Here is a 15,559-nt window from a genome sequence, read left to right on the forward strand (position 1 = left end):
CTTTAAGGAGGTGATCCAGCCGCAGGTTCCCCTACGGCTACCTTGTTACGACTTCACCCCAGTCATGAATCACTCCGTGGTAAACGCCCATTCGTTAAGCTATCTACTTCTGGAGCAACCCACTCCCATGGTGTGACGGGCGGTGTGTACAAGACCCGGGAACGTATTCACCGCAGTATTCTGACCTGCGATTACTAGCGATTCCTGCTTCATGCAGTCGAGTTGCAGACTGCAATCCGGACTAAGAATACCTTTCTGAGTTTCGCTCCACCTCGCGGTATCGCAGCCCTCTGTAATATCCATTGTAGCACGTGTGTAGCCCTGGTCGTAAGGGCCATGATGACTTGACGTCGTCCCCACCTTCCTCCGCCTTGTCAGCGGCAGTCTCAATAGAGTACCCAACTTAATGATGGTAACTATCAATAGGGGTTGCGCTCGTTGCGGGACTTAACCCAACATTTCACAACACGAGCTGACGACAGCCGTGCAGCACCTGTCACTGAGTTCCCGAAGGCACCAATCTATCTCTAGAAAGTTCTCAGGATGTCAAGACCAGGTAAGGTTCTTCGCGTTGCATCGAATTAAACCACATGCTCCACCGCTTGTGCGGGTCCCCGTCAATTCCTTTGAGTTTTAGCCTTGCGGCCGTAGTCCCCAGGCGGAGTACTTAACGCGTTAGCTGCGCCACTAGATCCTTTACACCGAACCCAACAGCTAGTACTCATCGTTTACAGCGTGGACTACCAGGGTATCTAATCCTGTTTGATCCCCACGCTTTCGTCCCTCAGTGTCAGTATTAGTCCAGAATGTTGCCTTCGCCATTGGTGTTCCTTCTGATCTCTACGCATTTCACCGCTACACCAGAAATTCCCCATTCCTCTACTATACTCTAGTTTAGCAGTATCAAATGCAGTTCCAAGGTTGAGCCCTGGGCTTTCACATCTGACTTACTATACCACCTACAGACCCTTTACGCCCAGTAATTCCGATTAACGCTTGCACCCCCCGTATTACCGCGGCTGCTGGCACGGAGTTAGCCGGTGCTTATTCTTCAGGTAACGTCAATTTATTCAGCTATTAACCAAATAAACTTCCTCCCTGACTAAAGTGCTTTACAACCCTAGAGCCTTCTTCACACACATGGTATTGCTGGATCAGGCTTCCGCCCATTGTCCAATATTCCCCACTGCTGCCTCCCGTAGGAGTTTGGACCGTGTCTCAGTTCCAATGTGGCTGATCATCCTCTCAAATCAGCTATAGATCGCAGCCTTGGTAGGCCTTTACCCCACCAACAAGCTAATCTAACGCAGGCTCATCTATCCGCAGCAGCGCAAGCGCCACTTTTAATCCGAAGATATTATGCGGTATTAACGTTCGTTTCCAAACGGTATCCCCCACAGATAGGTAGATTCCTACGCGTTACTCACCCGTCCGCCACTCGTCAGCAAAGAGCAAGCTCTTTCTGTTACCGTTCGACTTGCATGTGTTAAGCATACCACCAGCGTTCAATCTGAGCCAGGATCAAACTCTTCAGTTTAATCTATTTCTGACTCTAACTACTGTTCACTCAAATTCATTAACAAAGTGTTTGTATATAATATATCTATTAAATATCTCGATGACCGCAAACCTAATCGCTGCCTCGCTTCCCGTTGCATCACTCCCAACCGGTGAAGACATATAATACACATCACATTTACAAAACGCAACTACTTTTTACATCTTTTTGAAGGTTTTTTAAAATTTATCATTTTAACCACTTTAATACACCATTCTGGTGAAAATATGTTCACGCTTTATAACGATTATAATCTTGGACCTTACTAAAACCATTAGATATTCAAATTAAATATTTTTAAAAGAAATAATTCTTATTCAACAAAACCATCTGTTGCTTTAACTAAAGCCTCTACAATTCCTGGCTCGCTTATAGAGTGACCTGCATCTGAGATTATCTCTAGCTTTGCTGTTGGCCATGCTTTATGTAGATCCCAAGCAGAAGCTGCTGGACAAACCATATCGTAGCGTCCTTGTACAATAACTCCAGGTATGTTTGCTATTTTATGAGCATTTTTAAGTAGTTGAGCCTCTTCTAAGAAGAGTTTATTTTTAAAGAAATGACATTCAATTCGTGCAAAAGCTAAACTAAACTTATCACCCGCATATTTGAGTATAGCTTCCTTATCCATAAACAACTTACTTATTGATGCTTCCCAAACACTCCAAGCAATAGCGGCTTTTTGTTTGAGAGCCTTATTCTCACCTGTGAGTATATTATAGTAAGCAGATAAGAAATCATTTCTTTGCTCCACTGGGATTGGTTCTACATATTTTTCCCACATATCAGGAAATACTTCACTTGCACCATGTTGATACATCCAAGAGATTTCTTTAGCTCTACCAAAAAAGATTCCCCTAAGAACAAGTTCTGTAACAACTTCGGGATACTTTTGAGCATAAGCTAACCCTAGAGTACTACCCCAAGACCCTCCAAACACCATCCATCTACCTATACCAAGCTTTTTACGAATCTTCTCAAAATCCTCTATCAGATGTTGAGTAGTGTTTTCTTCAATTTCTGCAAAAGGCGTGCTTTGTCCACAACCTCGTTGATCAACTAAAACAATGCGATATTTATCTGGATTAAAATATCTCCTGTAACTTGGCTGAATACCTCCACCAGGCCCTCCATGCACAAACACAACAGGCTTGCCTTTTGGGTTACCACATTCTTCAAAAAATATTGTGTGAAGATCTGACACTTTCAACAACTCTTTATTATATGGTTCTATTTCTGGATATAGTGACATGACAATTCCCAAAGTTAATTACTATCATTCAACATAATACTCCCAACAAATTGACATTTAAATATATAATTCGCTACTCATACTGAATTTATTTCTGTCTTACACTATTCTTAATATGTAGTAAGCTATAATGGTTTCTTAGATTGACTCAATAATCTTTGTAATTATACTTTTACTTTATAATTTAAACATAAAAGGAATTAAAGAAATGACTCATGAATATCTGCTTTGGATAGCTCTTGCCGCTTATAGCATCCATGTACTAGAAGAGCTTATACTTGATTGGAGAAGCTGGGCAAGATCATCATTAGGCCTAAAGCAAATGCAATGGAGTACATTCTATACTGCAAATGCTGCTGTAATGTTTATCTCAATATCTTCTGCAATGATAGGTTGGCATTTACCAGCCTTCGGCTTGATAATAGCAGCTTTAATGCTTATCAATGGAATATTTTTTCATATTCTGCCAACGATATTCCAAAAAAATATATCTCCTGGTGTAATCACATCTATATTACTTTTCTTGCCAATCTCTAGCTGGATTTATTATGGAGCATATTTAGATGGTGTATTGAGCATATCTACATTTACTATATCTTTAATTCTAGGAGGGCTATTAATGGCTTCTCCACTTATATTCTTGAAAATTAATGACAGAATTATTAAAAACATTAGCAAAGAAGATGCCTCTCAATAGAGATGTTTCCTTATTTACTGCTGCTTAACCCATATAAGGTCACTCGTGTTATAACCAAGTTCTTTAGCTTTAGATACAAAATCTTCTTTTACATTTTTAGGCACTGTAGGTGTCCTAGATAACAACCATAGATAATCTTTATCATCACCAGCAATATAAGCATATTTATAATTATCATCTAACTCAAACACTATGTAAACTCCATAAAACGGCCTAAAGAATGAAACTTTTAAGAATGCTGTATCTTGGTTACCAACAAATTTTGCTATACCATCTGCGTAAGTTCTTTCACCTGTTTTAGCATTAACACCACTATTAACCACTTTGATTGAACCATCAGAGTTTAGACTGTACTCTGCTGTTACATTAGTCATACCTTTTTCAAAACGATTATCAAAACGAGCTATCTCATACCATTTACCAAGATACTTTTTTGCTTGAAAATTTTTAACCGGCTCTATATTTGAAGGCTTTGTAACACAGCCACTTAAAAATACCACACTAACAGCAAATAGACATATAATTACTTTTTTCATCTTAAAACTCTTAATACTTTTGTTATAACAATTAATATAATAAACTACTTATAGCTACTTTAAATAATTAAACTTTCTTAACCTATGCAAACAAACTACTTAGATTTTATTAAAAAGCCAGATATATCAAATACTAAGACTTTTGTAATAAGTGGTGATGAGCCACTACAAAGGTTTAATGCTATTGAGAAAATAACTGACTCATTTAAAAATAAAGGTTTTGAGATAGTTAGACACGATTTAACCGAACAAAAACATGACTCACTATACGACGAAGCTGATAGCTTAAGCTTATTTGCTATGGATAAGCTTGTACAATTCAACATCGAGAAACCACCACAAAAAAATCTTCAAAAAGCACTAATCGAAAACTTAACTAAATCTAGTGATAATGTTTATATTTTAGTATTTCACGGATTAAAAAAACAAACCTTAAGTGCTAAATGGTTTCAATCAATTACAAATAATGCTGAACACATCCATATTTATCAACCAAACTTTCAAGCATCAATCAATATAATTAAACATGAAATCACTCAGACTAACTTAAAACTAAATGATAATGCTATTGCACTTTTAGCTCAAAAAACAGAAGGGAATCTAATAGCCACAAAGCAAATACTAAAGCTTTTAAGCAGACAAAATGAAAATAATTTTGATGAGGTTAACATTAGGCCATTTTTACACGAACACGCCAGCTTTGATGTGTTTGATCTATCTGATGCTATATTAATGCAACAAAAAGCTAAGGCTTTAACTATATTAAACAGTATACTGATAGAAAACGATAAACCACCTCTTGTGCTTTGGACCTTAAAAAAAGAATTGCGAATACTTTCTCAACTTAAGGCGACTCAAAATACCTATTACCAGAAGATATTTAAAGATAACAATATCTGGGCTTCCAAACAAAAGTACTACTCTAGTTTGATAAATAAAATCAACCTTTCAACAATCACTAATGCCTTAGAAAAATGTCTTGATGCAGACCTATATATTAAAGGCGCAAAAAAAGGCAATATAAAACTCACTCTAAACGAGATTACATACAGTCTTTTTTAAATTTATAATCAATATTATTGGCTATCAAACATTTACTTTTTTGTACTAATTGGTATCATAATATTTGAAACAACAAAATAAAGGATTTTGATAATGAGAGTAATGACAGCCGAGTATATTTGGATTGATGGAAGCGTGCCTGTACCTGAGCTTCGCTCAAAAACTAGAGTACTTCCCTTCCAAGAAATTACGAGCGCTACAGATTTTCCAGACTGGAGTTTTGATGGTTCGTCTACCAATCAAGCTACAGGCCATGACTCTGATTGCATATTAAAACCAGTAAACTTTGTATTTGATCCACTTAGAGAATGTGGCTATCTTGTACTTTGCGAAGTATACAACCCAGATAACAAAACTCCTCATATAACAAACAACAGAGCTAAATTACGCTCTATTCTTGACAGTTCAATAGATCACGATATGTGGATTGGTTTTGAACAAGAGTATACAATGTTTCAAGATGGTAGACCGTTAGGTTGGCCAACTACAGGTTTCCCTGGACCTCAAGGACCATATTACTGTAGTGCTGGATCAGAAAAAGCATTTGGTCGCGACCTTGTAGAAACTCACATGCAAGCATGTCTTGATGCGGGTATTTTATTCTACGGAATAAACGCTGAAGTAATGCCTGGTCAATGGGAGTTTCAAATAGGCCCAAGAGGTGTAGACGGCGAAGATGCTGGCATACTAAATGTATCTGATCATACTCATTTAGCGAGATGGTTATTAGAAAGGCTAGGTGAAGAGTACGATATAGCAGTTTCATTTTCAAACAAACCTATCAAGGGTGACTGGAATGGTGCTGGTATGCATGCTAACTTCTCTACTATAGGTACTAGAAGTGCTGAAACAGGTAAACAGACTATTGATAACATTGTCAAAAATTTAGAAAAAAATCATGCTAAAGATATCTTGGATTACGGGTTTGGTCTAGGCGATAGATTGACAGGTGAGCTTGAAACTAGTGACATTAACACGTTCAATGTTGGTGATGCTGATAGAGGTTGCTCAATCAGAATACCACGCCCTGTTGCTATCAAAGGCTATGGTTACTTTGAAGATAGAAGACCTGGTGCTAACTCTGATCCCTACTTGGTTTCCGCAGCTCTTGCAGCAGCAACAGTAGCATAAACTTCTTTCAGAATTCTTTTTCTTTGTTATTCTTTAAACAATACATACTTCCACAAAACTAATTAAAATAAATAAAGGCTCATAATGGAATCTAATAAAATAAACAGTGTTGAAGTTTGCACTATTGGTGAAGAGCACTATAAAACAATTTTTGAGGCTATTTGCGATAAAACTGGACATATCACTAAAATGGATATAATAAGCCATTTGAAAGATAATGGTATTACTCGAAGTGATCCCAGAATCAAGAAACTCAACAAGAATCTAGAAGATTATTCAAGAAGAGACAAGATTGATTTTGAAGGCTTTATAGAGATAAGCTCAGAATGTATAAGCCTTATTGAAAAATCAATAAATAAAGGATTCATAATCCCTGATTTCAATGAGTTCGAAAAAGAAATAAGAGAAATTTTTAAAGAGGTTTCTAAAAATGCTGAAGGACAGGTAGCTACATATATCCCTCAATTAGCGCGCGTAAACCCAGATCTTTTTGCAGTAGCTTTTTGTAGTGTTGACGGACAAATGATAACTCTTGGTGATTATAAGCAACCATATTGTGTTCAATCTACATCTAAAGCCATATCATACTGTATAGCAACTGAACTTAATGGTGAAGAAAAAGTCCATCAACATGTAGGTAGGGAGCCAAGTGGTGTTACTTTTAACGCTATTGCCTTAAACAAACATAATTTACCTCATAATCCGATGATTAATTCAGGTGCAATTATGACATCCTCATTAATAAAACCTGAAGTTAATTTAGCTGATAGGTTTGAATATGTTACCCAAGTTTGGAGTAATCTTGCCGGTGGTGAACACATCGGCTTTGATAATGCCACTTACCATTCAGAAAAAGAAACTGCTAATAGAAACTATGCATTAGCTCATTTCATGAAAGAGGTAGATGCTTTTCCTGAAGGTACAGATATCCATACAACTTTAGATTTTTATTTCCAAAATTGCTCTATACAAGTAAATGCAGTCAAAATGGCAAAAGTAATGTCTACTTTTGCTAATGGTGGCATTTGCCCTCTTACAAACAAGAAAATATTCTCACCAACAACGATTAGAAACTCATTATCTATGATGTACTCTTGTGGAATGTATGACTTCTCAGGAGAGTACGCCTTCTCAGTAGGCTTACCTGCGAAATCAGGGGTATCAGGCTCTTTAGTAATTGCTATACCGAATGTTGGGGGATTTGCAATATTTTCACCAAGGTTAGATGCTAATCATAACTCTGCTAGAGGTGTTGATTTCAGTAGGCGTCTAATAGATAAATTTAATTTCCATAACTATGACAATATTGATAATAATCTAAAAATCAATCCAATAGAAAACCGTATGATGGTTGAGTCAAATCTTACTTTTGAGCTAATATGGGCAGCAAGTACAGGTGATTTAACTGAAGTTCGAAGAAGTGTGGCACTAGGAGCTGACATTAACAAAGGAGATTATGATAATCGTACAGCTCTACACCTAGCAGCAGCTGAAGGTCATAATGATGTAGTGAAGTATCTTTTAAATAAAGGAGCTGATGTGTCTACAAAAGATCGTTGGGGAATGAAAGCTATTGATGATGCTAAAACCAATAGTCACGATGATATAATTAAAATCTTAGAGACTAGCTAATAAAACCATAATAAGCGTTCTAATATATTTACCATACTTCTTTCTCTATAATAAGCACTTTAAACACTCTAAATTAAAAAATCACTTATGAAATTAGGTATACTTATTTAGGTCTAGCTTTTGTTACCAACATTATCTATGAACTCACATACTATAAAAATATAGAAAAACAGAAGTAAATTAAATATGTCATTACCTTGTAAATCTAGGGTAGATTATATTTTTACACACTCAATTTTAGCAAACACAAATTTTAACATAAAAATAATATTTGATTTTTTAACTTAACTTATATATCTTCTATATTTGAATTTACTTAAACAGTCAGGAAATTATTATGATCAACAAACTTCTCTCACTTATTGAAAGATTTATCTTTGCAATCCGTTGGATTCAAGCACCTATCTATATACTACTTTCTTTCGTACTTTTTGGCTTTATCTATGAGATATATCATGAGCTTTATATATTATTTACATCTTTAGCAACTTTTGATGAAGATAAGTTAATCATACTAGCACTAACTTTGTGTGACATAGTCTTAGTAGCTAACCTTGTGGTTATAGTAGTAATAAGTGGCTATGAAAACTTTGTTAGTAAAATGAACCTTGATAGAAAAGGTGGTGGACAACCTATTTGGATTAAAAAACTTTCTCCAAATGCCGTAAAACTTAAAATTGCAGGATCTATAATTGGTATATCATCAATATCATTATTAAAAAAATACTTAGAAATTTCTCAAACCTCTGATAGAGACTTAGTATGGGCTGCCTCTATTCATATCGTTTTTGTAGTTTCAGCGTTACTTATTGCAGCAACATCATTTGTTGAGGGTAAATCTCACAAAGCTAGTTATGATGATGATCATTAAAATATCTATTACAGCATCGGAAAAATCCTTATGAATATTCAAGCACCAAGACTTCAAATAGTGAATTTCAATAAATCTCACAAACCAGGTCTTATCAACTTTTTCACTAATAAACAAAATACTCAATTTCTATTTCTTGAAGAAAGCCAAAAAACTATGAAAGGTGCTGGTGAACTCTTTGATTTTGTAGTTTCTAATTACCGCACAGAAAATCACATTCACTCTTATGCTATAACAAATAAAAATGGTGAATTTATTGGCTCATGTGGCTTCTCTCCTCTGGAAGACTCTTATGAATGCTACTATTCTATAGCTATTGAGTATTGCGGAAACGGCTATGCTACAGAATCCCTAAAAGCACTAATAAAGTACTGTTTTGATAGTCTTGGTTTTAATGAACTTATTGCAAATATAATCCCTGAGAATATCGCTAGTGAGAAAGTCGCTATAAAAGCAGGTATGCAATACTTAAAAAATTCAGTAAACAAAGAAAATGGTTCTAAAATTAAAGTATATAAAATAAAAAATAGATATAAATAAAGTGAAAAAAATCGCAACAATTATAATATTATCTGTAGTTGCTAGTATCTATTTTTTTGTGTTTAAGCAAAATAGTATACCCGCATGCAACTCTGCTCAAATAGAAGTAGATTCTCTAGTAAAAAACATATTAGGACAAGTAAGTTCTCAGAAAGACATTACATATAAGATTTCAAATATACAAGAAACAAAAGTTCACGAGCATAGTAGAGTTTGTAAAGCACAACTTAATTTCAAAGATGGTACTAATACTAGTATTTCTTATGCCGTAGAAAATAATAAATTAGGTAAAATCGAAGTAAGAATTATTCCTGGTGGATAAATATCCTAATACACCACATTGATAATGTGTAAAAAAATCTATAACTCCAAATAGTAAATAAATTATCTATTTCTATATTTACTAGCAGTAGAGATTCTATCTTCTAGATTCTTTCTTTCAATACATTTAGGTGATTGAGATTTTCCAGTTATAATACATATATCACTAATTTTATTATCGTACCGATTATCATAACCTACCTCTAAGGCATATGAATAACTTAAAGATAATGTAATAATTAAATGTGCTAATATTTTTTTCATTTTTCTGTACTCTATAATAACTATACTAATATTTGCATTATATACAAAATATTCATAAAATAAATATAACAATTTTTATAAGCTTTATAGCTTTTTCTGATAATAAATAAATTCATTATGCATAAACTAATTGCAAAAAAGGATTAGTTTTATTAAGATCTGTCAAACAAGTTCTTAAAAAAGTATCACATTTGAAGTTATGCAAGAAACAAAAGTTCTCGAGCATAGTAGAATTTGTAAAATAGAAGCTAGAATTATCCCTGGTAGGTAAGGGTAAAACCTACTCAGGTTTCATGTGTGGGAATAAAATCACATCTCTTATAGACTGTGAATTTGTCAGATACATCACTAATCTATCTATACCGATACCTTGACCTGCAGTAGGTGGCATACCATATTCTAACGCACGGATATAGTCCTTATCATAAGGCATTGCCTCATCATCACCGCCTGCAGCTGCTTCAACTTGCTTTCTAAATCTTTCAGCTTGGTCTTGGGCATCATTAAGCTCAGAGAAACCATTTGCAATTTCTCTAGCACCAATGAAAAACTCAAATCTATCAGTAAACTCTGGGTTACCATCTTGACGACGCGCAAGCGGAGATACGACAGCAGGATAATCTGTGATAAATGTTGGTTGAATAAGCTTATGTTCTGCCACTTCTTCAAATATCTCATTGATAAGATGACCTAGCTCATAGAAAGACTCTACTTTTATCTTTAAGCTTTCTGCAATTGCTTTAGCTTTATCAAAATCAGTTAAATCTTCTTTTGTGATATTATCGCCGTGCTTGACAATAGCATCTACCATTGAGATTCGTTCGTAGTTACCTGCAAAGTTAATTTTATGCTCGCCATACTCTAACTCTGTTGAACCTGTAACTTCTTGTACTAGCTTAGATAGCATATCTTCTGTTAGATCCATAAGATCATTATAATCAGCATACGCCATGTAAAACTCTAGCATAGTAAATTCAGGATTATGTCTTGAAGATACACCTTCATTACGGAAATTACGGTTTATTTCGTAAACACGCTCAAAACCACCAACAACTAATCTTTTTAGATAAAGCTCTGGAGCTATACGCAAGTACAACGGCATATCTAAGGCATTATGATGAGTTCTAAATGGTTTTGCAGCTGCACCACCTTGTAGGACATGCATCATAGGAGTTTCTACTTCCATAAAGCTCAAACTGTCAAAATAATTGCGGATAAAGCTTACAACCTTTGAGCGAACCTTAAATACATCACGAGCCTTTTCATTTGTGATAAGATCAACATATCTTTGACGGTATCTCATCTCTTGATCTGCAAGACCATGGAATTTATCTGGTAATGGGCGAATTGATTTTGTTAAAACTTCAAAGTGACTAGCCTCTACAGAAAGTTCGCCTGTATTTGTTTTAAACATAGTACCTGTGATACCTACAATATCACCCAAATCACATAGATTTTTGAAAGTATCGTACTGACCTTCTGGTAAGTCGCTCTTTTTCAAATAACATTGGATTCTACCAGAATAATCTTGAAGCGTGATAAATGAAGCCTTACCCATTACACGGCGTAGAACTACTCTACCTGTTACACTGTATTGTTCTTTATTTTCAAGCTCTTCTAATTCTGGTTTTGTAAAGCTTGCGTATTTATTTTGCAAATCATTTGCTACAGCATTTCTTCTAAAGCTATTTGGATGACTTATACCATCATTTTTACCTGCTAAAGATTGAAGCTTTTCTTTTCTCAAAGTCATCTGTGAGCTTTCTTGTAGCTCCGTGATTTGTTTTTTTACTAATGATGCTGACAGCTCTTTTACGCCATCACTTTTTTCATCAAGACCTTTTTCTGTGATGATGTTTTGCACCTGCTCACGAATTTTGCCTCTTACTGCATCTTTCATTGCGATTTCATTAGCTTCTAAATACTCTTTGATAGAAACTTTAATTAAATCTTTTAATTTACTGCTCATTTATACACCTGTAATTTATAGAGAGAATTGTCTTTTAAGTTTAAGCTACCTATTATACATAATATTTATTGAGTTATATACACACAAACTATTTAGAAATGCTAGATTTTAGCCAAACTATTTATTATCAACTACGCTCTAGTAGCTTCCAATACAAATTAAACTTTTTTTAAAAAAAACTTTTGCCTATAATTAGTTAAATCTCTTTTACTTAAATAACAAAAATGAGTCACCATAGTTTATTTGTATTACTTTGTATCATTACGGCATTAGCAAGTTATATTAACCTAAAGTATCTTAAACTGCCAAAACCTGTAGGCTTGATAGTTATTAGTGCTGGTTTTTCTTTGATACTACTGGTTTTAATAAACTTTAAACCACACTTATTTGACCCTGTTTATAATCAACTAGATAGTGTTAACTTTAAGGCAGTTGTATTACATGGCATGCTTGGTTACTTGCTTTTCGCCTCAGCAATGCACCTTAACTTACTAAATCTTAAAAAACACTTTTTAGGTGTTTTGACTCTTTCTAGCATAGGAGTAGTTATCTCAACATTTATCATAGGTACCCTTGGATGGCTAATTATCCCAATGATTTTAGGCAAACAACTTCCTTATGTTGTATATCTGTTAGTGGGGGCTATAGTTTCCCCTACAGATCCTGTTACAGTATTTGCCGTTTTCAAAAAAAACAAAAATGTTCCAACAAGGGTTAAATCACTCCTAGAAGGTGAATCTCTGTTTAACGATGTAATATCCATAGTTCTCTTTATGATATTAGTATCTATAACATTTGGTTCAAATACGGACATCTCTATTTTACATATTGCTGAACTGTTTTTGCAAGAAAGTCTAGGAGGAATACTATTGGGTGTACTATTAGGTGTAGTTGGTATGTCATTAATGCATAACTCTGATGATAGTCATACTTTAATTATTATTTCTTTAGCAATCGTTAGCTCAGGATTTTGGCTAGCTCAACAACTTGAGGTTTCAGGTCCTCTAGTAATGGTAGTATCTGGACTTATTATTGGTAACAGCAAATTTAAAAGTAGACTATCTAACAGAGAGGTCAAAAAATTCACAGATTTTTGGTTAACAATTGATGAATTATTAAATGCATTTTTATTTGTTTTAGTCGGAATAAAAATATTAGAACTAGATTATTCGAATAAAATACTATTTGTTGGGATTGTGTCGTTTATTATTACCGTTATTGCTAGATATATAAGTGTTGCCATATCTGTGTTTTTACGAAACAGAGGTGTTCCTAAAGACTACAGTCGGAACAATATTGTAATGACATGGGCGGGATTAAGAGGAGGAGTATCTATTGCGCTAGCCTTATCCCTACCCATGGATAGTAGGTATGTACTTTTATTTTCTATTGTATATATTGTTGTAATACTATCTATATTTATTCAAGGAACCACATTTAAAAACTTACTTGATAAGTTTTATGGTTAGCCTATAATCCACTTTTTAAACTAGCTTCGATGAACTTATCTAAATCACCGTCTAATACTGACTGAGTATTTGAACTTTCAACACCTGTTCGTAAATCTTTGATACGCGATTGGTCAAGCACATACGAACGAATCTGGCTTCCCCAACCAATATCTGACTTAGAATCTTCAAGAGCATCTTTTTCTGTATTGCGTTTTTGAAGCTCTAACTCATATAACTTAGATTTAAGTTGCTTCATCGCACTATCTTTGTTTTTATGTTGCGACCTATCACTTTGACTTTGCACTACAGTATTTGTAGGTACATGAGTTATACGCACTGCTGAGTCGGTTTTATTAACATGCTGCCCACCTGCTCCACTTGCACGGTAAGTATCTATACGCAAATCTGCAGGATTGATTTCTATATCAATATCATCATCAACTTCTGGTGAAATAAACGCCGATGCAAATGAAGTGTGTCTTTTACTGTTTGAATCAAAAGGCGACTTTCTTACAAGTCTGTGAATACCTGTCTCGGTGCGTAACCAACCATAAGCATATTCACCTTCAATCTTTAGCGTACAGCCCTTTATACCTGCCACATCTCCATCGGAGACATCATCAACAGTCACTTTAAAACCATGACTATCTGCCCAACGCATATACATACGCATCAGCATTTCAGCCCAATCTTGTGCTTCTGTACCTCCAGAACCTGACTGTATTTCTAGAAACGCATTATTTGCATCCATCTGTCCTGAAAACATTCTGCGAAACTCTAATTTCTCAATATCTGCAAGTACTGACTGAGTATCTTTCGCAATTTCTTCAAGTAATGACTCATCACCATCAGCCATCTCTAAAAGCTCGGTAAGAGCCTCTAAAGTATCGCAGATATTATCACAATTATGCACTACACCTTCTAGTTCAACTTTTTGCTTACCAAGATTTTGAGCGTATTCAGGATTATCCCACACAGAGCCATCTTCTAGCTCCATAAGGACTTCAACTAGCTTTTCTTTTTTGACATCATAGTCAAAGATAGTCTCGTAACGATTGGATACGAGCCGTTAGGTCTTTTAACAAAGTTTTATAATTTATAGATTCCATTTTATAGTTTTTTATATAAGAGGATTAATGGATAGATTTTATATTTTTGTAGAATTTTTTACAACTAACACTTACTAACTGATGCTACTAAAGCTCAATACTCTTAACATCAAACGATACTTTCCTGTAGATATTAAGCCCATCATGTGGAAACACATCATTTACTTTTTTCTCATTATGTAGTTTTGTAATATTAAAATCGTAACTTATCATTTCCTCATGATTAAACTTAGCTCGCTTTAGATGGTCTAATGGAAAACCTTTTTGCTGAGGTGATACAAATAATGCTTGTGCAACTCCATCGGCACCTTCAAGATCATTAATAGATCTATTTGAAACCATACCAACTACTAAACCATAAGCAAAATTTTGTATAGAAAGAATCTTAATAGCAGATTGTACCCTACTTAAGCCATATATATCGTCTGTATAGGACGGTACTATAATCAAATCTGGTTCAATTTTAGCTAATTCTATAGATATATTTGCAAATTCACTGGTATAGCATATTAGAATTACAACCTTACCTTTATCTGTATCTAATACTAGTATATTGTCACCCTTACCATTATATCCAAATGCTAATTCTACAGGTGTTAAGTAAATCTTATCATGCTCTATAATCTCACCGTTTGGTAATGCTACAATCAAAGTATTATAAATCTTCTCATCAATGACCCTCACAATTGTTCCACCTACAATTGTTATCTTCTCTTGTTTAGCTAAATTTAACAAATAAGCTTTATAAGCATCATAAAACTTTGCTAGATTAAGAAGAGAACTTTTCTTCCAAGGTAAATCGTATATCAAATTAAGAGTATTATCTTCTGGAAAAACAACAATATCGGCATTTTGCTTTTTTGCATCTTCCACATACCTTGAAACATCTGCTTTAAACTCTTCAAACGACTGTTGATGTGCAAGCATTTGTACTGCGGAAACCTTTATTGAATCAGCAAAACCTAAATTTACAACTAAAGCAAATACTAATCCTAAAAACACCCTGAACTTCATTATTAGAAAACAACTCTTTAAAAAATATTACTGTAACGATACCCTTTATAATTTATTTTTTCAATTTGTTTAATATATCAACCCCATAAACTATAAAATGAGAAAGCCACCCAATAATACCTTATTCTTTTTAGTTAACTTTGTTATCATTT

Annotated in this window: 14 protein-coding genes and 1 rRNA gene; 8 read left to right on the forward strand and 7 right to left on the reverse strand. The window is 34.5% G+C overall.

From position 1 onward, the window contains the following. Window positions 1-3: 3 nt before the first annotated feature. Window positions 4-1,537 (reverse strand): 16S ribosomal RNA (locus CDH04_RS08080). A 334-nt stretch (window positions 1,538-1,871) separates the two neighbouring features. Next, window positions 1,872-2,810 (reverse strand): prolyl aminopeptidase, encoded by a 939-nt coding sequence (pip, locus tag CDH04_RS08085; protein ID WP_112870531.1) that lies wholly within the window; start codon window positions 2,808-2,810, stop codon window positions 1,872-1,874. A gap of 208 nt (window positions 2,811-3,018) precedes the next feature. Here pip and CDH04_RS08090 point away from each other — a divergent pair, with 208 nt between their 5' ends. Further along, window positions 3,019-3,507 (forward strand): HXXEE domain-containing protein, encoded by a 489-nt coding sequence (locus CDH04_RS08090; RefSeq protein WP_112870532.1) that lies wholly within the window; start codon window positions 3,019-3,021, stop codon window positions 3,505-3,507. A gap of 14 nt (window positions 3,508-3,521) precedes the next feature. On the opposite strand, the gene CDH04_RS08095 is transcribed toward CDH04_RS08090, so the two are convergent. Then, window positions 3,522-4,043 (reverse strand): lipocalin family protein, encoded by a 522-nt coding sequence (locus CDH04_RS08095; RefSeq protein ID WP_112870533.1) that lies wholly within the window; start codon window positions 4,041-4,043, stop codon window positions 3,522-3,524. A gap of 84 nt (window positions 4,044-4,127) precedes the next feature. On the opposite strand from CDH04_RS08095, the gene holA reads away from it, so the two are divergent. The 6 genes from holA (at window position 4,128) to CDH04_RS08125 (ending at window position 9,601) form a co-directional block, all read left to right on the forward strand. Continuing rightward, on the forward strand, window positions 4,128-5,105 hold the full coding sequence (gene holA, locus CDH04_RS08100; protein WP_112870534.1) for a DNA polymerase III subunit delta: 978 nt from the start codon (window positions 4,128-4,130) through the stop codon (window positions 5,103-5,105). Between the two features lie 93 nt (window positions 5,106-5,198). Further along, complete coding sequence (locus CDH04_RS08105) at window positions 5,199-6,236, forward strand: glutamine synthetase beta-grasp domain-containing protein (protein ID WP_112870535.1); 1,038 nt, start codon at window positions 5,199-5,201, stop codon at window positions 6,234-6,236. Between the two features lie 84 nt (window positions 6,237-6,320). Further along, window positions 6,321-7,868, forward strand: coding sequence for a glutaminase A (gene glsA, locus CDH04_RS08110; protein WP_112870536.1), 1,548 nt, complete (start codon window positions 6,321-6,323; stop codon window positions 7,866-7,868). Between the two features lie 337 nt (window positions 7,869-8,205). Continuing rightward, window positions 8,206-8,739, forward strand: coding sequence for a TIGR00645 family protein (locus CDH04_RS08115; RefSeq protein ID WP_112870537.1), 534 nt, complete (start codon window positions 8,206-8,208; stop codon window positions 8,737-8,739). Window positions 8,740-8,769: 30 nt separating this feature from the next. After that, window positions 8,770-9,279: a GNAT family N-acetyltransferase gene (locus CDH04_RS08120; protein ID WP_112870538.1), complete on the forward strand. Its 510-nt coding sequence runs from the start codon at window positions 8,770-8,772 to the stop codon at window positions 9,277-9,279. A gap of 1 nt (window position 9,280) precedes the next feature. Next, entirely contained in the window at window positions 9,281-9,601 is a 321-nt protein-coding gene (locus CDH04_RS08125; RefSeq protein ID WP_112870539.1) for a hypothetical protein, read from the forward strand. A gap of 62 nt (window positions 9,602-9,663) precedes the next feature. On the opposite strand, the gene CDH04_RS08130 is transcribed toward CDH04_RS08125, so the two are convergent. Continuing rightward, window positions 9,664-9,864 (reverse strand): hypothetical protein, encoded by a 201-nt coding sequence (locus CDH04_RS08130; protein WP_162699218.1) that lies wholly within the window; start codon window positions 9,862-9,864, stop codon window positions 9,664-9,666. 280 nt (window positions 9,865-10,144) lie between these two features. After that, window positions 10,145-11,833 (reverse strand): lysine--tRNA ligase, encoded by a 1,689-nt coding sequence (lysS, locus tag CDH04_RS08135; protein WP_112870541.1) that lies wholly within the window; start codon window positions 11,831-11,833, stop codon window positions 10,145-10,147. A 224-nt stretch (window positions 11,834-12,057) separates the two neighbouring features. On the opposite strand from lysS, the gene CDH04_RS08140 reads away from it, so the two are divergent. Next, window positions 12,058-13,302, forward strand: coding sequence for a cation:proton antiporter (locus tag CDH04_RS08140; protein WP_112870542.1), 1,245 nt, complete (start codon window positions 12,058-12,060; stop codon window positions 13,300-13,302). A gap of 1 nt (window position 13,303) precedes the next feature. On the opposite strand, the gene prfB is transcribed toward CDH04_RS08140, so the two are convergent. Further along, window positions 13,304-14,393 (reverse strand): peptide chain release factor 2 gene (gene prfB / locus CDH04_RS08145; RefSeq protein ID WP_112870543.1). Its coding sequence is split into 2 segments (ribosomal slippage): window positions 13,304-14,320 and window positions 14,322-14,393, totalling 1,089 coding nucleotides; the frame shifts between segments, so codons are not numbered across the junction. A gap of 87 nt (window positions 14,394-14,480) precedes the next feature. Continuing rightward, window positions 14,481-15,407, reverse strand: coding sequence for a nitrilase-related carbon-nitrogen hydrolase (locus tag CDH04_RS08150; RefSeq protein ID WP_112870544.1), 927 nt, complete (start codon window positions 15,405-15,407; stop codon window positions 14,481-14,483). Window positions 15,408-15,559 lie beyond the last annotated feature (152 nt).

It is taken from the genome of Francisella adeliensis (assembly GCF_003290445.1).
GTDB classification, from domain to species: Bacteria; Pseudomonadota; Gammaproteobacteria; order Francisellales; family Francisellaceae; genus Francisella; species Francisella adeliensis.